General features: G+C 41.7%; 24 protein-coding genes and 1 riboswitch. Of the genes, 8 read left to right on the forward strand and 16 right to left on the reverse strand.

Features of this window, described 5'->3' with window-relative positions:
* Positions 1 to 7 precede the first annotated feature (7 nt).
* Together EIZ58_RS35280 and EIZ58_RS30920 are read left to right on the forward strand one after the other, a co-directional pair.
* Positions 8 to 265: a sunset domain-containing protein gene (locus EIZ58_RS35280; protein ID WP_205672430.1), complete on the forward strand. Its 258-nt coding sequence runs from the start codon at positions 8 to 10 to the stop codon at positions 263 to 265.
* 238 nt (positions 266 to 503) lie between these two features.
* Positions 504 to 1,049, forward strand: coding sequence for a hypothetical protein (locus EIZ58_RS30920; protein ID WP_134704879.1), 546 nt, complete (start codon positions 504 to 506; stop codon positions 1,047 to 1,049).
* A gap of 146 nt (positions 1,050 to 1,195) precedes the next feature.
* Here the strand turns inward: EIZ58_RS30920 and EIZ58_RS33990 are convergent, their stop codons facing one another.
* From EIZ58_RS33990 to EIZ58_RS30945, 6 genes are read right to left on the reverse strand one after another with little or no spacing between them, the layout of a single operon-like run.
* Complete coding sequence (locus EIZ58_RS33990) at positions 1,196 to 1,432, reverse strand: hypothetical protein (protein WP_167578066.1); 237 nt, start codon at positions 1,430 to 1,432, stop codon at positions 1,196 to 1,198.
* Between the two features lie 28 nt (positions 1,433 to 1,460).
* The gene (locus EIZ58_RS30925; protein WP_167578067.1) at positions 1,461 to 2,696 is read right to left on the reverse strand and encodes an MFS transporter; all 1,236 of its coding nucleotides are present in this window, start codon (positions 2,694 to 2,696) and stop codon (positions 1,461 to 1,463) included.
* 2 nt (positions 2,697 to 2,698) lie between these two features.
* Complete coding sequence (locus EIZ58_RS30930) at positions 2,699 to 3,430, reverse strand: IucA/IucC family C-terminal-domain containing protein (protein WP_134704908.1); 732 nt, start codon at positions 3,428 to 3,430, stop codon at positions 2,699 to 2,701.
* Entirely contained in the window at positions 3,405 to 4,232 is an 828-nt protein-coding gene (locus tag EIZ58_RS30935; protein ID WP_134704883.1) for an ABC transporter ATP-binding protein, read from the reverse strand. The genes EIZ58_RS30930 and EIZ58_RS30935 overlap by 26 nt, the downstream gene beginning before the upstream one ends.
* Positions 4,233 to 4,255: 23 nt before the next feature.
* Positions 4,256 to 5,314, reverse strand: coding sequence for a FecCD family ABC transporter permease (locus tag EIZ58_RS30940; RefSeq protein WP_134704885.1), 1,059 nt, complete (start codon positions 5,312 to 5,314; stop codon positions 4,256 to 4,258).
* A complete protein-coding gene (locus EIZ58_RS30945; protein WP_134704887.1) occupies positions 5,311 to 6,321 on the reverse strand; it encodes a FecCD family ABC transporter permease in 1,011 nt (336 codons plus the stop codon). Before EIZ58_RS30945 ends, EIZ58_RS30940 begins: the two co-directional genes overlap by 4 nt.
* A gap of 140 nt (positions 6,322 to 6,461) precedes the next feature.
* On the opposite strand from EIZ58_RS30945, the gene EIZ58_RS30950 reads away from it, so the two are divergent.
* The gene (locus EIZ58_RS30950) at positions 6,462 to 7,460 is read left to right on the forward strand and encodes an ABC transporter substrate-binding protein (RefSeq protein WP_134704909.1); all 999 of its coding nucleotides are present in this window, start codon (positions 6,462 to 6,464) and stop codon (positions 7,458 to 7,460) included.
* A gap of 94 nt (positions 7,461 to 7,554) precedes the next feature.
* On the opposite strand, the gene EIZ58_RS30955 is transcribed toward EIZ58_RS30950, so the two are convergent.
* From EIZ58_RS30955 to EIZ58_RS30970, 4 genes are all read right to left on the reverse strand, one after another.
* Positions 7,555 to 8,124 carry a Uma2 family endonuclease gene (locus EIZ58_RS30955; RefSeq protein ID WP_134704889.1) on the reverse strand — a complete coding sequence of 190 codons (570 nt, stop codon included), beginning with the start codon at positions 8,122 to 8,124 and terminating at the stop codon, positions 7,555 to 7,557.
* A gap of 94 nt (positions 8,125 to 8,218) precedes the next feature.
* Positions 8,219 to 8,689, reverse strand: a complete 471-nt coding sequence (locus EIZ58_RS30960) for a CBO0543 family protein (protein ID WP_134704891.1) — start codon at positions 8,687 to 8,689, stop codon at positions 8,219 to 8,221.
* Positions 8,690 to 8,694: 5 nt separating this feature from the next.
* Positions 8,695 to 9,144 (reverse strand): CBO0543 family protein, encoded by a 450-nt coding sequence (locus EIZ58_RS30965; protein ID WP_134704893.1) that lies wholly within the window; start codon positions 9,142 to 9,144, stop codon positions 8,695 to 8,697.
* Positions 9,145 to 9,352: 208 nt separating this feature from the next.
* The gene (locus EIZ58_RS30970; protein ID WP_167578068.1) at positions 9,353 to 10,654 is read right to left on the reverse strand and encodes a DUF5050 domain-containing protein; all 1,302 of its coding nucleotides are present in this window, start codon (positions 10,652 to 10,654) and stop codon (positions 9,353 to 9,355) included.
* A 336-nt stretch (positions 10,655 to 10,990) separates the two neighbouring features.
* On the opposite strand from EIZ58_RS30970, the gene EIZ58_RS30975 reads away from it, so the two are divergent.
* Complete coding sequence (locus EIZ58_RS30975; protein WP_240689472.1) at positions 10,991 to 12,163, forward strand: M14 family zinc carboxypeptidase; 1,173 nt, start codon at positions 10,991 to 10,993, stop codon at positions 12,161 to 12,163.
* 236 nt (positions 12,164 to 12,399) lie between these two features.
* Here EIZ58_RS30975 and EIZ58_RS30980 read toward each other — a convergent pair whose 3' ends face one another.
* The 3 genes from EIZ58_RS30980 to EIZ58_RS30990 all read right to left on the reverse strand — a co-directional run bounded on the left by EIZ58_RS30980 (position 12,400) and on the right by EIZ58_RS30990 (position 16,724).
* Positions 12,400 to 13,281: a DNA-primase RepB domain-containing protein gene (locus EIZ58_RS30980; protein ID WP_134704897.1), complete on the reverse strand. Its 882-nt coding sequence runs from the start codon at positions 13,279 to 13,281 to the stop codon at positions 12,400 to 12,402.
* 231 nt (positions 13,282 to 13,512) lie between these two features.
* Positions 13,513 to 15,342, reverse strand: a complete 1,830-nt coding sequence (locus EIZ58_RS30985; RefSeq protein ID WP_134704898.1) for a PAS domain S-box protein — start codon at positions 15,340 to 15,342, stop codon at positions 13,513 to 13,515.
* A 128-nt stretch (positions 15,343 to 15,470) separates the two neighbouring features.
* Positions 15,471 to 16,724: an ATP-binding protein gene (locus tag EIZ58_RS30990; protein WP_134704899.1), complete on the reverse strand. Its 1,254-nt coding sequence runs from the start codon at positions 16,722 to 16,724 to the stop codon at positions 15,471 to 15,473.
* Positions 16,725 to 16,976: 252 nt separating this feature from the next.
* Between EIZ58_RS30990 and EIZ58_RS30995 the strand changes: the two genes are divergently transcribed.
* From EIZ58_RS30995 to EIZ58_RS33995, 3 genes are all read left to right on the forward strand, one after another.
* Positions 16,977 to 18,089, forward strand: a complete 1,113-nt coding sequence (locus tag EIZ58_RS30995; RefSeq protein ID WP_167578069.1) for a sensor domain-containing diguanylate cyclase — start codon at positions 16,977 to 16,979, stop codon at positions 18,087 to 18,089.
* A 124-nt stretch (positions 18,090 to 18,213) separates the two neighbouring features.
* Positions 18,214 to 18,399, forward strand: coding sequence for an acyltransferase (locus EIZ58_RS31000; RefSeq protein ID WP_134704901.1), 186 nt, complete (start codon positions 18,214 to 18,216; stop codon positions 18,397 to 18,399).
* Positions 18,400 to 18,468: 69 nt separating this feature from the next.
* A riboswitch (cyclic di-GMP riboswitch) is annotated at positions 18,469 to 18,556 on the forward strand.
* A 47-nt stretch (positions 18,557 to 18,603) separates the two neighbouring features.
* Positions 18,604 to 18,765, forward strand: coding sequence for a hypothetical protein (locus EIZ58_RS33995; protein WP_167578070.1), 162 nt, complete (start codon positions 18,604 to 18,606; stop codon positions 18,763 to 18,765).
* 299 nt (positions 18,766 to 19,064) lie between these two features.
* Here the strand turns inward: EIZ58_RS33995 and EIZ58_RS34000 are convergent, their stop codons facing one another.
* Positions 19,065 to 19,217 (reverse strand): hypothetical protein, encoded by a 153-nt coding sequence (locus EIZ58_RS34000; RefSeq protein ID WP_167578071.1) that lies wholly within the window; start codon positions 19,215 to 19,217, stop codon positions 19,065 to 19,067.
* A gap of 671 nt (positions 19,218 to 19,888) precedes the next feature.
* Between EIZ58_RS34000 and EIZ58_RS34005 the strand changes: the two genes are divergently transcribed.
* The gene (locus tag EIZ58_RS34005; RefSeq protein ID WP_167578072.1) at positions 19,889 to 20,065 is read left to right on the forward strand and encodes a hypothetical protein; all 177 of its coding nucleotides are present in this window, start codon (positions 19,889 to 19,891) and stop codon (positions 20,063 to 20,065) included.
* A gap of 230 nt (positions 20,066 to 20,295) precedes the next feature.
* Here EIZ58_RS34005 and EIZ58_RS31005 read toward each other — a convergent pair whose 3' ends face one another.
* Complete coding sequence (locus EIZ58_RS31005; protein ID WP_167578074.1) at positions 20,296 to 21,540, reverse strand: ATP-binding protein; 1,245 nt, start codon at positions 21,538 to 21,540, stop codon at positions 20,296 to 20,298.
* A 205-nt stretch (positions 21,541 to 21,745) separates the two neighbouring features.
* Positions 21,746 to 21,946, reverse strand: a complete 201-nt coding sequence (locus tag EIZ58_RS31010; RefSeq protein WP_134704903.1) for a hypothetical protein — start codon at positions 21,944 to 21,946, stop codon at positions 21,746 to 21,748.
* Between the last annotated feature and the right edge of the window lie 130 nt (positions 21,947 to 22,076).

Raw genomic sequence — 22,076 nt, forward strand, 5'->3', positions numbered from 1 at the left:
GGGAACAATGAAACATCGTTTAATAGCCCTCATTACTACGATCCTTTTGGCTTCATTCTATGGATTAGCTTTTGCCGACCATGGAAAAATCAACGCCCATCCGTACAGTTACTGCAACGGACAGATCAAAGGGAATATCAGCAACAGTGGGGAAAAGATCTATCATGTTCCGGGAGGTCAGTATTACAAACAAACGAAGGCGGAATATTGCTTTAAAACCATCGAACAGGCTAAAAAGGCTGGGTTTCGAGCTTCAAAAAGATAATAGGGATACTACGCTGAAAAATGGTTGCCAGCTTTCGCAACCATTTTTCTTATTTTTGAATGTCCCTCTCCCCAAGCATACTCCCGCGGAACCGTTCCGTTGATCACCATTAATGTATTCAGATATCTATTCAGGAGTGTAGACCCTAGCCCCCAGTGGAGAAAAAGGAGAAACTAGGGATATTTATATAAATTTGGTTCATCATAATAAAGTCGTACATCACTAGAGGAGGAAGAGGATGAATAAGCAAACGAGACAAGAAGTAGATAAAGAAGCAAAAAAGGTAGCTCAAGAAGAAATTGCACATGAAATGGGAGAGATTCGAGCCCAATTAAATAAAATCACGTCTTTCAACCCTAATGATCTCATGCAACAAATGCAGCATTATTTTGAAGAAACCCAACGTCAACTCCAAGAAATGAACCGGCAACTAACCCAACTAACAGAGTTTATTCAAAAAGCGACACCGCTCTTGAACCAAGACCAAAGCGCTCAACAGTACACGGCCACGCCTCAGCCATATAGCCAATTTGGCCAGGGACAAATGCAACAGATGAACAGTCCAATGAATCCCATGAATCCCATGTCGCGCCCAACGCCACAACAAGGCTACGGGCAACAACCATTTCCTACACCAAATCCACTAAGTCAATTTTCGCCTTACCGTAACTACGGCAACCAGGGGAATCAGGGTAACCACGGCCAGTTTCCTAGCCTTTATGGCAATGGACTAATGAACTATCAACAACAAACCATCCCTAGTAATCAAAACCGTCATTTTTAACAGGCCAACTTTTTGATGGCCGTTAGAACGAAACCGAAGAAGTCCTAGAGTTGGCCAATACCAATAGGCCTTCCCTAGGACTTCGACAAAATTCGGGGAGTGACAGGCACCTTCTAAATCGCGGGGAGCCACCAACTACCTCTGCATCAACTGGAGAGATGGCTATTCGACATCCATCCCCCTACAATAAATCCAACCACAACAAAAACAAACAACGAAATATTATAGATGCCATTGACCACCCAACTCTCCGTTAATCTCCACAAATAAATGGACAGGAATAACCCGGAAAGTGAGGTGGAAAGCGCGAATCCAAAATCGAGCCAAAGCAGCCATTTACTCTCAGGGGAAAGTCGACTCTTTTCATTTATGGCCTTAAACAAGGAATCACCGCCATTTCCCCTTTATTTTTTATCTAATATTTACGATCTGACGATTCATCGCAACGATCAAACAAGCTGCCACAATACATAGGGATCCCATGAAAAACAAGGCGAATACCGGTCCCCTCGTTTCACCCAAAAAACCAATCAACAAGCTTCCCAACGGAACGAATCCGGAATCCATCATCACAATGCTTAATATCCGTCCTCGAATCCGGTTCGGGATCATTTCTTGAATAATGACTCTTTGTATAACCGAATACCCTTGACTAACCACTCCAATCACAAACATCAACAGCAAAGATACCCAAAAGATATTGGAGACAGAGAAAAGAATAAGTCCTACACCAAAGCTACAAATGCAACCAAAAAAAAGCTTTCCTTTCATGAAAGGATATTTTCCCCATCCTAACATCATGGAACTTACTACAGACCCGATCGCAGCGAAAGACAACAGGAGACCAAATCCCTCCGGCCCGACCCCCAGAAGCTCTTCAGCAAAAACAGGAATCAATGTAGAATAGGGATATCCGAAAATCATAGGAATCAATCCCAGTATACATACACTCAGAATTAATGGATGTTCTTTCAAGTATCCTACAGCTTCCTTGATTCCTTTTTCGCTCTGTTTAGTTGTACCTTCCACTTTTCTTTTCTGATGGGTCTTAATCAGAATCAGCATACCTATGACAGCTATGAAGCTGAAAGCATTGATCAAAATCAGGACCGCAGGCGACCACACAGAGAGAAGCAGTCCAGCTATGGCAGGACCGATGATCCGTGCGATATTTAACGTTGCGCTAAAAAATGAAATGGCACTCACCATCGAATCCCTTGGCACAAGATCAGGAATAAAGGCATTGCGGGCAGGAATCTCAAATGCAAGAAAAACGCCTCTCAACAGGATAAGTAAAACAAGAAAAGGAAGAGTCGTGCCATAGAGCATACTCACGCCTAAAATGAAGGTAATAGCCATAGCGCCTGTCTGAATGACAATCAGCACTCTCCTCCTTTCCCATTTATCTGCCGCGATCCCTCCCAGGATACTGAAAAATAGAATAGGAATTAACCTGCAAAATTCAACAATCCCAACGGATAAGGGGGAATTGGTCAGGGTGAAGACAAACCAGTTTAAGGCTACCCGGTCAAACCAGTCTCCTGTTCTGGAAAGAAAACTACCTGCGATAAACCAATTATAATCCCTATAATGAAAAGCAAGTTGGCGGTTATTTTTAACCGCCTTAACTAAGTTTAAATTTTCCATTTTTAAAAAACCTTTTTCCTCACTTTTGGACATGTAGAACAATAATCATGATGAGAAGACAGTTGATAATAATAACAGCAAGTTTTGCGAGTACGATTTCCTGGATCGGAATAAAACTTTGCCAGCGGGTTCTCCTTTTCACCAAATAGGGAGGCTGGAGCTTCGTGAATCAAATATTGAAAATCTTCTTGAATACGTAAATTGACTTGCGGATTGCCCTCTTGCTCCATTCGTTTTTCATAGAACCAATAAACATAGATGGCTGTGTTTTCCCACAATATGGAATATGAAATACCGACGGTTTCAGAAAGGGAACGCCATACCTTCGACAGATTCTTGGCGAATAGGGTTTCCAATACTTCCTCTCTTTTAGGTTCATTCGCCACTTGTAAATGGGCAAAGCGAACCCGCGGCAACCAGTTCTGATCTTGATAGACCGATTCAATATGGATATTTTCAATCGATAGATCTAATCCTTTATTGAATACCGTCAAAGCATATAAACTCGGAATGACGGTCAAATAGCTATATCTTTTGGAAAACTGAGAGGCCGTTACCATTTTCGATGGAGACCCGATAAGAGACGAAACTTCATCTAAATAAGAGACACATCCCTGCCTCTCCAATAAACCCACCGCATCAATGGATCCTCTCCGCTCTGGCGAGAGGGTGGTCGTTAATCGAAAATGTTCGGAAAGATAATCGATCTCATCTTGCTCCAACGAGGGCTGCATGCGTTTTCGCCCCTTTCACCATTCTTCCTTTCCCATGCGGAATACATAATGGCGTTCCAAATAACGGATCCACCGTAATCTCACATTCCATGCCAAAGACGGAGCGGATCATCTCCTTACTCACAATCTCCTCTGGTTTCCCCTCAGCAAAAATGCCTTTATCCCGGACCGCCACGATATGATCCGCATAACGGCACGCCAAGTTCAAATCGTGAAGAACCATCACAATGGTCCGTTTTTCTTTCTCGTTAAGCTCAAAAAGCAAATCAAGAATTTCAATTTGATGCGTCATATCTAAATACGTGGTCGGCTCATCGAGGAGAATCGTATCCGTTCCTTGGGCCAGCGTCATGGCAATCCAGGCTCTTTGTCTCTGGCCGCCAGAAAGGGAATCCACGGGCCGCTCCGCCAAACTTTTCATTTGCGTAGCCTCCAACGCGCGATAAACCATTTGTTCGTCTTCTTCCGACCACTGTTTCAACCAGCTCTGATAAGGATATCTCCCCTGCTTTACCAGCTGAAGGACCGTTAGACCTTCTGGTGCGACCGGACCTTGAGGGAGAATAGCCAGCCTTTGGGCAATCTCCTTCGTAGAAAGCTGGGTCATGGCATAGCCATCCAAAATAATCGAACCGCTCTGAGGCTTCAAGAGTCTGGCAAGCGACCTGAGCAAAGTGGATTTCCCACAACCGTTGCTCCCTATAAAAACCGTAATCTTCGATTTGGGGATTTCCAAACCCAGCTGATCAATAATGATTTCATTTCCATATGACAAAGTCAGACCCTTTGTTTCCAATGCCATCGCTCTACCCTCTCCCTCTATCGTTACATATTTCGATTCTTATAAAGCAAATAGATAAAATAAGGAGCACCGATCGATGCGGTAAAAACCCCTGCCGGCACATCTAACGGAGAAAACGCCGTTCGAGCAACTAGGTCCGCCAACAGCACGATAAGCCCCCCAATGAGAGCGGATACCGGAAGCAAGGCCCCATAGGCGGAACCCACCAGTTGCCTGGCCATATGAGGAGCCATTAAACCAACAAATCCAATGCCTCCCGCAAAAGCAACCGCCCCACCAGCCAAAGCCGTACTCATCAGTAATAAAATAAACCGTTGACGCTGGACAGAAGTCCCCACCCCTTTAGCCAGATCATCCCCTAGCTCTTGGATGTTCAAATTTCTTGCGATCACAAAGATAAAGGGCAGAAAAAAACAAAACCAGGGTAATAAGGTCCTTACATTATCCCATGACGAACCGTAGACACTTCCCGTGAGCCAAATTTTCTCTTGAGTAGCCAGAATTAAGGGACCGAAAATCATCATGACGGTGATCACAGCATGCATCGCAGCATCCAAACCCACCCCGATCAAAACCAGGCGAACAGGGGTCACCCCCTTATTCCAAGCTAATCCATAAATCAAAAGCATAATGAGGGTAGCCCCGATAAAAGCCGCCAAAGGAAGCCAATGAATGCTGACGGTTAATGAATTATCCTTCGGATCCAAGAAAAACGTGAGAAAGGTGACCACCGCAGCCCCCGCCCCCGCCGTAATCCCGATAATATCCGGAGAAGCTAAGGGATTGCGTATCACCCCCTGCATAATGGCACCCGCTACCGCAAGAGATGCACCTACCAAAAAGCCGATAATGATTCTTGGAAGCCGGAAATTCTGGATGACGACGGCATGCAGCTCCTCCCCCTTCCCCACTAAAGCCCGGACGACATCCAAAGGATGAATGCTCATCTCTCCCATACCGATACTCACAATGATCACGATAAGCGTAAGAAGGGAGAAAATGGAGAAAATTATTAGTGCTTTTATATCCAAAAGGAAGGAAACCGGTATTTTCTTCAAACGTAACGGCCGATATTTGCTCATGACTTCGAAATCCCCTTGCGTGCAATATAGATGAAAAACGGTGTCCCAATGAGAGCGGTCATCACACCCACCGGAACTTCCTTCGGCATAATGATAAACCGGGCACCGATATCCGCGACGAGCAATAAAATGGCCCCCATTACTCCGCAATAAGGGATGATCCAACGATGATCAACCCCCACAATCGCGCGCACCACATGAGGAATCACGATCCCAATAAAGCCAATCGGCCCTGCTACCGCCACCGAACTTCCCGCAAGCAGAACGATAATCAACCAGGTAAAAGCCTTCACCCATACGGTCCGTTGGCCTAACCCTTTAGCCACGTCTTCGCCCATAGACAAGGTGTTGATCTGCTTAGCCATAAAAAAAGCAGCGACCCAAGCAAAGATCATATAAGGCAAAACAGGCAACAGCATCTCCAACTTGCGCCCTTCTACCGATCCCGCTAACCAAAACAGGACTTCCTCAAGCGCTCTTTCATTCAAGGTCAAGATCCCTTTAGATAAAGAGGAAAATAAAGCAGCCATCGAGGCCCCTGCTAACGTTAACTTCATCGGAGTCAGTCCATTTCTCCCCATAGACCCCAAAAAATAGATGATGAAAGCCGCTACCCCGGTACCGAGAAAAGCAATCCATATAAAACTGGATAAAGCGTTTATCGCAAAAAAGGCAACCGAAAAAACGATAAAAAAGGCTGCTCCAGCATTTAGCCCAAAGATGTCCGGCGCGGCTAACGGATTTCGGGTTAAAGCCTGCATCAATGCACCCGCAATCCCTGCACTTGCCCCCACGGCCATCGCAATCAGCGTGCGCGGCACTCTTGAGGACGTTATAATAATCTGCTCATTGGAGCCATTAAAGTCCGTATAGGCATTGACGACCATCTCCCAGCTAATATCCGTTAATCCAAATAGAATACTGGAAAATCCGCATAAAACGAGGAGAGCCATCCCCATAATTATTCCTATTGATCTTAACAATCTAGTTGAAAATAGATAGGTCATTGTACGAAGTCCCTTCTTCTTAGCCTCAATTCCAGTCTAACGGACAATGAGAATGAGTGTCAATATTGACAACAGCTCCGATTGACTTTATTATTGTTAACGAGAATCAATATCACTACAAAGGGGAGAGAAAAAACAATATGCTTTCTAGTCCAAAGGGATCGAAAAAAATCTTTAGCCTGCTGGCCATTCTACTTACGTTTACCCTTCTATTAGTAGGCTGCGGCGGTCAAGGGCAACCTGCTGCCGGGCAGCCATCTGCTGAGCAGCCAAAAGAGGAACCAAAAACAGAAGACGTTCGCGTGATTGAACATGCGATGGGAACAACAGAAATCAAGGGAACCCCTGAACGCGTGGTCATCCTGACCAATGAGGGTACCGAAGCTCTTCTTGCACTTGGCGTAAAGCCTGTGGGTGCTGTTCAATCGTGGACAGGAAGTCCTTGGTATGATCACATCAAATCGGAAATGGATGGAGTTCAAGACGTAGGAAAAGAAAGCCAAGTAAACCTTGAAGCGATTGCCGCTCTTAAACCAGACCTCATCATTGGAAACAAAATGCGCCAGGAAAAGGTTTACCAGCAATTATCTGCCATTGCTCCCACTGTATTTTCCGAAACCCTCCGGGGCGAATGGAAAACCAATTTTGAGCTCTATGCTAAAACGCTAGGCAAAGAAGCCGAAGGGCAAAAAGTCATTGCTGATTTTGACAATCGTATTGCAGCATTTAAGGAAAAACATGCGGATAAGCTAGATGTTAAGGTTTCTGTCGTCCGTTTCATGGCGGGAAAAACCCGTATCTATTACAACGATACATTCTCCGGAATCATCTTTAAGCAAATCGGTCTTGCTCGACCTGAATCCCAAAATAAAGAAGAGTTTGCCGATGAAATTACGAGGGAACGAATTCCAGAGATGGAAGGGGACATTATGTTCTACTTCACCTATGAAACAGGAGATGGTGGAGCAACAAAAACCGAGGAAGAATGGACTAACGACCCTCTATACCAAAACCTAAACGTAGTCAAAAATAATAAAGCCTTCAAAGTTAACGACGTGACTTGGAATACAGCTGGTGGAGTAAAAGCCGCTAATCTACTGCTTGATGATTTAGACCAATTTTATTCGGAATTGAAGTAGTAAAGTGAAATAATCCTCCTAAGAATTTACTTAGGAGGATTTTTTATGCTAGTTGTGCCATTCTTCCAATGGGTTAACCGGGGTTGACTTCTTTTTATCTAAAGACATGACTTAAATCAATATCTAAATCTTGAAATATCCCAACACGAATGTGATCGCCCTTTGAATACACTTCTCTTTCTCCATACTTGCCTTGCTCATTCAACTTATAGACTTCGATCACCTGCTCCACTGGCTGAACCATCCAATATTCTTTAACTCCAGCCCGCTGGTAAAGGTTAAATTTTTCGAAGCGGTCTTTTTTAGCTGTGGAGGGAGAAATGATTTCTACAATGAGATCAGGGCTTCCATCACAACCCTTCTTATTAATCTTGGACGAGTCACAGATGATAACAAGATCTGGTTGAACGACAGTATCATCGTCTTGCTTTTCATTGGGGAACAATCGCACGTCAAAGGGAGCCGGGTATACCTCACATGTTTTCCCCCGAAGATAATAATTGAACTCAGTTAATAGTTCTCGTAATATTCTCTGATGATCAGGAGTAGGCGCAGGGGTCATGTTAAAAGGAATACCACCAATTAATTCCCAGCGTTCTTCATCCGGCCATTCTAGATAATCTTTATACGTATACCTTCGATTCGGATCAGGTGCAAAAACCACGAAACTCCCCTCCTTTCCTTCTTATTTTATCATTATTTATGGATAGATCGGAAAGTCCCTTCACTTTTTCATCCCCTACTGCCCAAACCTCCCCTTAACTACGATCCGTATACCACCCTGTCCGTAAGAACAGCTTGTACTGCAAATAAATAATGATCACCGTTGCCAAAGCCAGAAGATACGACAGCATGAAATTCCAATATCGATGGTGTTCTAAATGTCCCGCCCCTAGCATCGTGCATTCGACGAATAGGATGGCCGTTGCCCAAATCAAATGACTTTTCACCGTGTTGCTAAACTTACGATACGAGTAGTGAATCATCAGATACCCTAACATGGGGAAAAGAGTCACATCAAGCAAAATGGGTACGCCAATGATTTGAGCAAGAGGGGTAGGCAAGTCCTTATATTCCCAGACTTTCAAGATGTAAACGAGTATGTATTGTTCTAAAAACCGCAAGTAACTTATACACAATAAACTGGAATAATACTCACGCAACTTTGACCGCTTCGCCCAGAACAAGAAAAAACAAACGGATATAATCGCATATAAGATACTAAGCATTCGGATCACTGCCTGACTTTTTCTTTTGCGTAAAATTGATATTGCAGAATGATCAAACCGAAAATGATCCAATCAGAAAGATAAGACATCCATAAATTCCACCATAGATGGTGCCGTATGATCCCGAATTGAAGGTAGATATACTCTAGTAGGATTGCTCCAAGTGACCAAAAAAACGTCCAGATGATTCGTTTTTTTATCGTTAAGGGAAGACCTTGTATGAATAAATACGAAACAACAGGGTAAATTCCGAAATCGAGCACCAGGGGAACAGCAAGACCGCTTAATGGTTTATCCACATAAGACCAAAGTCTATATTCCTCCATGATCAAGTCGGTTAACAGCCCAAGAAAAGCTGAAAACAAAGCAGTGGGAAATAGCTCTGGAATCCGCTTCTTATCTGCTAGTAACCCAAACATCAGCCATGAAAAAATAAAAACTAAAATCGTTACCATGAGTGCGGCATACAGGCCCAGTTCATTGCGCTAAATATGATGTTTTTCTCATCCATTTTTATCACCCTCTACCCGTTATACTACAATTATTAACAAAGTTGTACGGTATAAAACTAAACTAAACATTCAAGGCCTAGTTTTCTGTGTTCTGTACGCAAATCATAAAAAACCCTAACCGAAAGGTTAAGGTTTTCTCATCCTTACCATTTTACCCTACGATTTCTGCCTGTGTTCCATCCGTTTTCATGCGAAGCAATTTCTCACCATTGTATTGCACTCTAAAGAATAGCCATTCCCCAACAACGTTAATGAGACCGGCGAATCCGTATACAGGAGTGAGCTTGATCTGCTCCGGCGAATCCAGCCTCGTCTTGTATAGGTCAGAATATCCATAATAAATCCAGTCCCCATGTACATTTAGGGAAGTAGGATTGCTATATTCTGCAGCAAAGGAGGTTTTTCCTGTGCCATCCCATTTCACACGGAAGATACCTGGGAGCGTTTGGTTCACAAAATAAATCCAATCTCCTACAACATTGAGCTGTCTTGCGGAATCCTGGGTTACCTGAGCTCGGTTGGTGCCATCCGTTTTGATCTTGTAGATTCGCAGGTTTTGCGGCTGTGCGGTATAAAAGATCCAGTCCGCTGAGACATACATTTCCTCCACGCCATAATCCTCACCCATTCTTGTTTTTCCCGTTCCATTAACGTTCATCTTATAAATCCGATACTGTTCGCTTTGAGTAACATAATAAATCCAGTCTCCAACCACCACCATCACAGTGGCTGAGTGCTGATCATCGATTTTGGTTCGTTGGGTTCCATCAGTCCGGATCTTATACATTTTCATCTGATCATTCCGATTAATATAGTAAACCCAATCTCCCATTACGTTGATATAAAGAGCATTATCATCGTTCAATTTCTGCTTTGCCGTGCCATCCAGTCTCATCTTGTAGAGCCTATTGCCATTCGTTATGTTGCTGAAGTACACCCAATCGCCTTGCTGTGCGGCAATTCCCCAATTCGAAATGTTCCCGGATGTATTCCCCTGCTGAGGGATCGGGCCATACGCAGCCAATTGGGCCCGAAGCCGCTCATTTTCTTGCTTTAATTGGTAATAATCAGTCTCCACCACGATAAGCTGCTCCTGCTCTTTCCATGTAACTCTGGCCCCTACTCGCCGAAATTCAGCAATGGGTACATAAATGTACGGGTACTCAGCATTTTCAGGCTGATAATTGAGCACTGGATATAAGCCTGTATTAATATCCACCCCGTTGACAAGGATAGGCCTCGTGGCAGTATAAGCCGTAACCGGCCGGTACGCTTGCTGTCTTGTCTGCGAATGGTTCCCTGCGCTTCTTGAATCTTGCGATTTCAGATATGGAATATACAACTGCTGCCCCCAGGCCAAGTGATAATGAGAAAGGTTATTCATTCTCGCAATCTGCTCCGGTGTCGTGTGGAATCGGCTTGCAATGGTGAAAAGAGTATCCCCATATTGCACTTGGTATGGGACCATGGACGGAGTGTTCACTATCATCCCCTGCTTTCACTAGTTTATAGTAGCCTATTCCTGTCAACCTTGTTCGGTGTAGCAACCTCAATTAAGTGCAATCCTGGAAAGATTGACTCTTCTTTTTTCCTCCTGTAAATCCCCATAACTATTTTCTTTGTACAATCTTCAGGATTAAAGCCCTACTTCCATTACAGTCCTTTGGTTCTTTTTAACCAATAACTGAAAAGTTTTAACTATACAAAAAGTCCGATATACAGATATGCAATATTCCACCTATAATATATCTTGTGCATTTACATTTATTAGCAAAGGGGCCATCCTTCTATGAAACTACGAAGATTATCAAAACTTGTAGGAATGGGTATTCTATCTGCAACGTTATTAGCATCCTCTGCCTTTGCGGCCAATACGATTCCCGGCGGTCCATCCACCAACGGAAATGTTTCCTATGAAAGCATGCTTACATACGATGAGATGATTAAAAAGCTAGAAGACATCCAAAAAACGAGCAAAGTACAATTAGAGGTCTTTACTCTGGCCGATATCCTGGGAGAGGATAAGGGTAAGAGTGAGAGCGACAGAGATCTTTACGTAGCGAAAATGGGAGAAGAAGGCGCAGGAAAGAAAAAGATTTGGGTACAAGCCCAGATTCACGGCAATGAGAAGTTAGGTACGGAAGCCGTGTTTGAAGTCATGAAAAATTTAAGTACGGATAAAAACAATAAACAAATCCAAACGATCCTGGAAAATTCCGTGATCTACTTTATCCCTATGTACAATCCGGATGGAGCGGAAGCCAATACGAGAGGGACTAATATCCTTGGCACGTCGAGTACGAACTTTGACTTGAATCGCGATTGGACAGAGAATGGCTTTAAGGCGAAGGAATCAAGGGCTTTCTATACGTTCTGGGCACAAGTAAAGCCTGATTTCATGATTGATATCCATCATCAGGGGTTAAAAACGGTTCCAGGAACCAATGAGTCCACTTCGATGTCTCTAGGAATCTCGTTAGCACCAAACGGTCCTACGATGACGACTTCAGGTCTAGTCACGGGGGAATTTGAGAACATGTCCTATCGAGATGCTACTCGCGCGGTACAAGGTTATGTCTATAACAACATCATCAAATATGGCTATACCCATATTGATCGTTATACCACAGGCAACCGCGGACAAAATGAAATCGACATCCGTGGAGGCGTAGCCTCAGCCGTGATGCTGGGTCTAAACTGGAATGGATTGAATCCTGAAGGGCATTCCCACCCTGCTATTTTCTTCGAGACCAAAGGAAATACCAACAGCAACAGCATCGGACAAAAAGCCAATGGCCACTTAACGAAGCAAAACACACTAGGACTGCAAGCAGCCCTCTATGGAATTGCTAGCGGGGACGCCCTAAAGGAAGAATATGTGAATGTGTGGGAGAATACGATCCCTATTGGTAAGATTGAATTCTATCAAACCGATTACGATGGTATGGTTCCGAAGGAATAGGATTAAACCAACTCCTGCAGATGGTTTTCCATTTGTGGGGGTTTTGACTTTGACAAAAGCCGACTTGAGAGTCGGCTTTTTTGCTGTTCAGTATGGATGAAGCCATTTTATTCGATAATTTTACACCTCCGCAGCGCTTTGCCGAACTCAAGCAGGTCAGAGATTATGCAGTTTAGCATACCCCTGCGTAGTCCCCCCTAAGGGGGGGAATGTTCCATCCTCTTCTCCCCCAACTTTCAGGAGACTCCCTGCATAATATAAGATTTCAAACCCATTGTATTGATTAGTTCATTTTGCGTGAACGGAGTTTTTCGTCCCCAATGAATGACCCGTACCAAAAAAGGCCTTCTAGGATTTTTCATATGATAGAAGCCGGGTATACGCATGTCTCTTGTTAGATTAGTAATCATGGGATCGGATCCGAATTTTTTCACCAAGGCTTCTTGAATAGGAACGAATTTGCTAAGGGATCCACCTTGAACGGGCCAATAAATATGATATCCGTTGCTCGTTTCGATGATCATCGCGTTCCTTATATGTTTCCAATATTTTTTAAGAAACTCTTTTTTCAATTGTGTGACTCTCTGTTCGGTTCGAAGGGCTAAAAGTTGGTATTGTCCTTGCTTATTTCTCTTGACCGTAACCGATTCGATCTGCTCTACTGGGTTAGATCTTATGGATATCATTTTCTGTTTAACTTGTTCTCTTGTGTTTAAGCATGCCGAAATTTTGTTTAAATCTACATCGATAAACTGCGCTTTGATTTCTTTAATCTTGCTATCTTTTTTTTCTCCGTAGTTAATTTGCATAAAAACAGCATAACCTCTCGCATTTTGACTGAGTACATGCACGGGTTTGTTGTTTTTCGTAAAGAGTTTGATTTCAGGCACTCGTTTTTCCATCAGCTTTAGAGGCTTTTGCAGTAGGATTGCATGCCTATTATTTGAAGTATTACTGTTACTAGAAGTGCTATTGCTAGAAGTGCTGCGTTTAGCGTCTTGGACTAAGACAAATTGCAGCCGTTCATTCTCCTTGTAGCCCAGTTTTCTAATAAAATAATATAGTTGGCTTGAACTCGTTTTAATAAGGTTGGAATATTGGGTTACACCCGGTTTCAAGAAAACCACATCCCTCTAGTAGGCTAGCATACACTTTAATATCTCTTCTAAACAATCATATTCTAAAAAGATAAAACTAGTGAAAACCGGCGAACCTATTTTTCAGGATACAAGGAAACCTCCCTCCTTGCTTTTTACTGGATGTTCCGCGCAGCCTCTACCCGATAGAATTTCACACATGAAAAAGGCCTGATCTACACCCATCTGTGATGATGTAGATCAGGCCTTTCTTTAATCGACAAAAATCGGGGAGTGACAGGCACCACTATGTGATAAAGGCAAAATAATCTCCACAGCCGTACCTCTTCCCACCTCACTCTCGATTCTCATCATCCCTCTATGATGTTGGATAATACGATGGCTTACCATTAACCCCAGGCCTGTTCCGGACTCTTTGGTCGTATAAAAAGGCTGGCCGATTTTTGATAATTGATGACTCGGAATCCCGCACCCCTGATCTATAATTTGAATACATATTTTTTCGCCCTGTCTTTCACTCCGAATCCAAATTTCACCGCCTGTTGACATCGATTCGATGGAGTTCTTTAAGAGATTAATGAACACTTGTTTTAAAGACCTCTGACACTGAATTAAGGGCAAATCATCATCAAAATCGTTTCGGATCACGACATTACGAAGGTTCGCTTCGCCTTCAAGCAATTTGACAACCTCGTTTAATTTATCCGGAATACTACCGAGAGCCATCGTTTCATTTGAAGGCTTAGCTAGTACCAACAATTCACTAACAATCTCGTTGATTCGATCGATTTCCGACAACATCACATCATAAAACAGCTTCTTCGTATGGGTAGTATCTTCCGACCGGAAAAGTTGAACGAAACCACGAAGGCTGGTTAAAGGATTCCGGATCTCATGGGCGATGCCAGCAGCTAATTCTCCTACAACAGCTAACTTTTCTGATCTTCGGATTAATTCCTCGTTCTGCTTTTGTTCGGTAATATCGGTGACGATGAACGAGACCCCTACCTTCTCACCGTTGATAATAATCGGGGACATGGTCGTCCTGATCTCCACTCTTTTTCCACTTTTATGCTTCATAAAGGTTTCAAAATCAATGTATTCACTGTCTAACAAAGCACTGAGCTTGTTCTCCGCATTCGGAAGCTGTTCTGGAAAAAGCAATTCTTTATAATTCATCTGAGTTAATTCCATCAAACGATAACCGATAATGCCCTCATACGCGGGATTGGCTTCGATAAATCGCCCTTCCATATTGATGGCACAAACCCCCACATGAGTACATTCGAGTAAGGATTCATGGCGCTTTTGAATTTGTTGGATTTCTAACTCCATATTCCTGCGTTCCGTTACATCACGGCATACTCCGATCACATGCTGGATATGTCCCGCATCATTACGTATTTTTTTGGCTAAGGATTCTTGCCAAACGTAATGTCCCTCTTTATGGCGAATACGAAAAATGGCTTTTCTGCTTTCTTCAGAACCTTGCTCCAACCAATTATCTCGATCCTCCGGATGCCAATAGTCGTAGCCGTTTTTTCCGATCATCTCTTCTGGCTCATAGCCCAGCAACTTACGGACCGCAGGTGAGACATAGGTTAGAACCCCCTCTGATGTAAAACGGATAATCATATCTTGAGAATGTTCAGCTATCAGATGGTGTAGCTCCTCGATCCTCTTCAATTCGTCTTCCTTCATCTTTTGTTCGGTGATATCCACCACTTGAGATATAAAGAAGGAAGGTTTTCCAACCTCGTCACGAACTAAAGAAACACTTAAAATCGCTGTCAAAATTTCACCAGATCTATGGATATACCTTTTTTCATGTTGGTAGCTTTCGAATTCCCCATGTAATAATCTTCGAAAGGCCGATTGGCAGAGTTCTAAATCATCCGGATGGGTTATCGCTTGAAACGATAAGCTTAGCAATTCCTCTTTGCTGTATCCCATCATGTTACAGAAGGAGGAATTGACTTTGCTAAACTCCCCATTAGGTGATCCTATAATCATCCCAATAGGGGCTTGCTCAAATACACGAACAAAAAGGTGTTGGTCCTCTAAATGGGATTCGCTGAACATGGGATCCTCCGCAGTGTTGGGTATTAATACCTACCATTTTAACCAATTCCCCCTTACAAATATCGGCTTCCCCTTTCTTAAAAGCAAAAAGGAACAGCGATGCACACTGCTCCTAAACCATCAATTCCCTATGCGATTTGCGAAGGCAAAATGACATGAACGGTCGTTCCTTTGTTTAATTCACTATCGATCCCCATATACCCACCGTGATTTTTCAGGATCTGTTGCGTAACCATTATACCTAGTCCTGTTCCATCTTCCTTTGTTGTAAAAAACGGTTCTCCTAAACGATTGACCTGGTCTTGGGGAATGCCGCAGCCTTCGTCTCGGATGAGGACGGATATATGCTTTGGATTGATTTCATTCAATTCCATATGGATTTTTCCACCTTGTGGCATGGATTCTACTGCATTTTTTAGGAGATTGATAAAAACTTGTTTTAATTGGTTTTCCTCGCATCGGACTACGGCGGAATCAAACGTTTCGCTGTATAGGATCTGAACATTCCTTAGGTTAGTCAAGGGTTCTAAAAAGGTAATCACGCTTCTTACGATAGAATTTAAATGGTGAGGCTTAAGATCAACCTCGTGTGGCTTGGAGAGAATCAAAAACTCACTCACAATCAGATTGATTCGATCAATCTCCGATAACAAGATTTGGGAATGGCGTTGATTAAGGTTTGAATCTAATAACTGTATAAATCCTTTTATCGTGGTTAAGGGATTTCGAATTTCATGAGCAATTCCTGCCGCTAATTGACCCACAACGGATAATTTATCAGCTTGACGAATAAAGGTTTCCATTTTCTTTGACTCTGTCAAATCTCTAATAATCTCAAAGATACCAACCAATCGCTCGCCTATAAAAATAGGAACCATTTTTACATTGATTTCAACTTGGTGTCCCTTCTTGTGAAAGATCGTCAACTCATATTCCTGAGGTTCACCACCGACCGCTAGCATGGTATGTCTTAGCTTTTTTTCCATACATTCAGGGGCAACAATGGAAGCAGCTCCGATAATTTTCAAATCCTCAACCGTGTAACCACAAATTTTTTCAACGAAAGAATTGCCCTGAATTAAATTCCCGTTGAGATCGAACTCTAAAACACATTCTGTATTATGAGTAAAAAGAGACTGATATCGTTGCTTGCTTTCTGCCACAAGTGTTTCCATCAGCTCTTGATTTTCTCTTTCTTTCTCCTGCAACTGTTTGCGATAGTACTGTTCTTTGTCAAATTGACGACCTAAAAACCATGCCAAAATTAAGGCAATGACCTGATCCAACAGCTCACGGGATAGATCCTCATGAAAATATAGATATTGAATGAGGCCAAAGACTACGCAAATAGAAATGGTAACGATTCTGCCTTTATACGCCATATCAACCTCGATATAATAGTAATAGTTACAACTATTCTACTCCCTAATAAGTTTAGAATCTATAGTGCAAATTTGGAGCGCAACGAAAGCACGTAGTTGGAAAAAGCCATTAATACAAATCAGGTAACCATCTTTGATTACTTTGTCTATCCGTTAAACATTAACATGCCCATTCCCTTTTTTCATAATAAGAACTCAGCTTTCTATGGTAAACTTAAGTTTAAGAAATTTAGGATTAAACGGAGAAAAATGATGGATTTCTGGCGAAGAAAATACTTACGATGGTTTTTTAATACCGTCGTTGCCCTTATCGGTGTGGTTTTGCTTAAAGTATTCGAAATGGTTGTATTCCAAAGAATCATTCACTGGTATTGGGATGTTCCTATCCATGTTCAGGAAGAATTTATCGACGTGATGGTTTTAATTCTAATCATGATTCCCTTCACTTTTATTGTGATGAAGCAAAAGAAAACGTTGCAGGAATCCGAGGATAAATACAGAGCCCTAGCCGAAGATTCATTGGTTGGCATCTATACCTTTTTAAATGGAAAGATCACCTATGTTAATCGGCGAACGATGGAAATGACGGGTTACACCAAAGATGAAATCATGCACATGGATGTACTCGAAGAATTGGTCTATCCGGACGATAAGCCCATTATTATGGAATCTATACAGAAACAATTAAATCACGAAGAAACCTGTGAAAAGATAGAGGTTCGGCTGATTAAAAAAGATAAAGAGATCATCCATGTTGAAATCTACGGAACTGTAACGATTCAAGAAGGTAAACCTCTTATTATTGGAACCATCTTGGATATAACCGAACGAAAAAGAAACGAAAGCTTAATGCAGGATTTAGCTTTTAAGGATTCCCTTACAGGGCTGCCAAATCGCAGATTCTTTGAAGAAAATATGGAACGTTTATTATATACTTCAAATCCAAACAAAAATTATTCAGCGATGATGTTTATGGATTTAGATGGATTCAAACGAGTAAACGATTCCTACGGGCATGCAGTGGGAGATATGCTGTTAAAGGAAACAGCATATCGCCTCTTGTCATGTGTTCGAATCCATGACACGGTAGCCCGATTAGGCGGAGACGAATTTATCATTATTCTGCCGAATACGGATGAAGATGGCGCCACTAAAGTAGCCCAAAGAATCATCAAGGAGATTCATACTCCCTTTGTTATCCACTTCAATACCCTATCGGTTTCCACGAGTATTGGTATTGTTTTTTATCCCGTTCATGGCAACGAACTTGGCACGTTGATCAAACACGCGGATATGGCCATGTATCAAGCGAAAAAACAAGGAAAAAATACCTATCACATTTATACGACAACATTCGGGGAGTGACAGGCACCTTTTGGGAATATTTGGTGCCTCATGTCAAAAAATACTCTCCTCCCCTGACAAGCTTCGCCCTTCTTCACATGATAGCTCTGGTATAGTAATAGAAAACATCCCCGAGGTGATAGTGATGTATTTCAAGTACTTACTAGATGCCCTGTTTGGACCAAGAGAAATCCTATACGCGTTAGAATGTACAATCTGCGGTGATGATGAGGTTTACTTTCTTGATCCGAAGACTCAGAAGCAGATCGGGCGCGCCTGCCAAGGCTGCAATTATGTGCAAAAGTTTGACTTTTCCCCTTCTCAGGGATAGTGCTTAAGACTCATGTAAATTAACATGCGTTTATTGTACGATGACATTATTCGACAACGCATTCATAAATGACGATAAAGGCAAACCTATTGAAAAATAGGGACGCAAAACTAAAGGGGCCTCCTGGGAACATCCCAAAAGCCAGCCAGTTGCCGAAACCTGATCCTCCGTCAGTTTATGAATGGCACATTAGGAGGGAGGCATATGCCTATGATGAACCGAATCCATTACAGATGGCATCAATTCTGCTTTAACTTGCAAACGATTTTATTACAGGATTGCTTGGATGACCGAGAAAAACACCAAATCTTTAAGAAATTAATCTATCATAAAAGCCAAATGGAACTAAAAAGCACCCTAGCCTAGGGTGCTGTGTTTATTTTATGGGACCTTACCTATTACCTATTCTCTGTCATTTATCTCATACTAAAAGACCTATTGAAATATAAAACGCTTTCATAATATAATAGAAAAAATATTAAATTCAATCCTACCCTAAAACGGAGGGAACCCTGACGATGGCGATCATTACTATCATATCTCAGCACTGGCACCGTTTCTGTGTAAAATTGAATTTGGCTCTAAAGGATAGCTGTATGGATCCAAAAGAGAAATTAAAAATACAAAAGAAAATAGACTACCATAACTATCAGATGGTAAAAAACCTATAGTCTTACCGGATTCATGGCGATCTTTAATTGCTCCACCATGTCCTGAATCACTTCTTGTGAATGCAGGTCGCTATCCTTCTGACTTCTCTCATAAACTTGTAGCAACAAACTCTCGATAACCTTCTGATCTAAATGAATGAAAGACATGAGTAACTCCTTCTTAAACTTCTACAAAATCGATTATAATCTGCGCTTTAAACACTATCAATAGATTCCGTTCACCAATAATCGACATCGATCTTATCAGCCTCGGCAATTACCCTACATATCTAAAGAGCTATACACGTTATAAGTCCACTGTTGCTCAGAATCGCATGCAGGACAACCTTTTGAATCCGACTCCCTAACAAAATATTGAAATGTATCTGAAGGGACATAATAAATTTTTGTACAAGAACTTACCATCCAGTTTTCGCCACACAAGCAGCACGCTTCTTTTGTCATCTTTTCACCACATTCTCTCAAAATTCTACCTCATTATAGTGCCATTCTCCCTTTTTGTATAGGATCAAAGTGGACTAGCCTTAACGCAGAAACCTGCTTTCATTCGGAAGTAAGGTTTTTTCCTGCCTGGAATCTCTTCCTTTCTGATTCGTGACAAACTTCCCGTTGCACCCACAAAAAAGAGGCTATTCCCCCTCTCCTGTCATTTATAACTTCTTTCATCCACAACCTAAATTTATTTGCCCATAACAAAAAACACCCCCAAAAAGACTGCTTACTTGTATATACAATAAAAATTTCGACTTACTTCGACTAAATTTACCAATTATAGTGCAAAATGATACTAATCTTAACGAAAAGGAGGGTTTAAATTCATGAATGTTAACATGAGTGCTGATGAAGTTCTAACTCACATTAAGCAACTTCAGGGAAGCGGTACCACTTTGAACAAAAAGAAAGTAAAACAAACACACCCCGATCTCATGAGAAGTGCGTTGTTTTACTTTCCTAGCTGGGAGCATGCTATTCAGAATGCTGAAGTGCTAGAGTGATACTCCATGGAGCCTAATACTATGTATTACTGCCTAAGTTGTCAAAAACTCCATAAGGACCACTCTACCCTAATGGAAATTTTCAAAACGGGATACACGCTCAATGGTGAGCGCTATGTTCCATTAGGTTTGTGCGACAAATCCCGGAATGATTCGCCGTACATAATATGATTGCCAAACTAAACCCTTGTCATACATCATGATAGGGGTTCTTCCTTTTCTGATTTTAACTAAATCTCAACTGGCAGAATAATCTTCACACAAGTCCCGACATTTAACTTGCTGGTTATTTCTATAGTTCCTCTATGATTTTCTATAATTTTATGGCTTACCATCAACCCTAATCCCGTTCCCTTCTCTTTGGTGGTATAGAATGGTTCGCCTAATTTGGATAAAAGATCCTCGGGGATACCGGTTCCTTCATCAACAATACAAATAGAAACTTGGCTTTCACCATAATTTTCTAATTCTATTATGACTCGACCACCGTTTGGCATAGACTCAATGGCATTTTTTAAAACGTTTATAAATACTTGTTTTAATTGGTTTTCTTCCATCCAAATGAAAGGGATCTGCCCCTTAACCTCTAACACCATTTCAACCTTATTGATAATGGCATGGGTATTCACGATCTCAATCACATGGTGAAGGGTTTCAATAATATCCTTTTGCTGGTATTGCTTAGATTGAGGTTTTGAAAGTAATAAAAATTCACTTACAATAAAATTAATTCTATTGAGCTCTGACAGCATGAGATCATAGTAATATTCATTGTTCTTTTCGGTTTCTTTAAACAACGTGACAAAACCAATTAATGTAGTCAAAGGGTTTCGAATTTCATGAGCAATCCCGGCGGCCAATTGACCTAAAACAGCTAGCTTTTCCGATTTCACATAATATTCTTCGGATCGTTTCCTATCAGTGATATCATGGGATATTCCTAAGATATTGGTGCATTTTCCTTGCTCATCAAAAATAGGGATCAGGGTAGTCTCGACAAAAACGGTTTGGGATGGAAAAACCGTAGATTCTTCATACCGAACCGATTGTTGGCTATCAATGGCTTCCCTATACTTTTTGTAAATTATGAAAGCAGATTCTTCGTTAACAATTTCCCCTACTTTTTTACCAATGACCTGCTCCGCAGTTAATCCGCTAACCTTGAGATAAGCTGCATTAACCATCACGCATTGATAATCATTCGTATCTTTATTTTTGACTTCCATTAAAAAGATGAGATCAGAAACCGTATTGGAGATATGGGACAGGGTTTCTTCAATTTTATTTAATGACAGTTTTGCATTTTCGTTGGAGCGAATTTTAAAAAACAAAGGAATGCCTATGACAATAACAGAAGTTACACAAATCCATTCCAGCCATTCTCTATTGGGGAATTTTAGATCATCGGAGACCTCAAATACTAATGAAATCGATAGGATCACAAAAAAGATTCTGGATAACCATATGTTCCCCATTTTTTCAGATAGCCTCTTAAACATCAAAGGCATTGTTCCCCCTCTACTAACCCTATAAGATAGCCAAATTTTCTAAATCTATTATATATAAACACAAGTTTTCTATTTATACAAGATTCAAGATAAGTAAAATTGGAGTAAAAATTTCCACGCAAAAAGGAGCCCCAAGGACTCCTTTATTTAACTAGGGTGAACTTTATCTGGCTTATCGCTCTGCCAATTTTTCAGGACTTTCTTCTACAATCTTTTCGTACTGATTCCACGTACTAGACCAGTGCCCAATTAAATAGATGGGAAGGAATAGAAAAAAGTCATACGTATATGGCCATCCTTTGGGGTCATAAAACTCAATCAGGCTAAAGAAAGGCATCGCAACATAAGCCCCTAATGCCGAAAAAATAAGCATAGCCAGCTCATACGATTTTCATACGTTTAGGAAAAATAAAAAGACCCTACCGCAAACCGCGATAAGGTCACCACTCGACAAAATTCGGGGAGTGACAGTGGTCGGACCCCTTATAATGGACATATGAAGT

The sequence above is a fragment of the Ammoniphilus sp. YIM 78166 genome (assembly GCF_004522215.1).
Taxonomy (GTDB): Bacteria; Bacillota; Bacilli; order Aneurinibacillales; family RAOX-1; genus YIM-78166.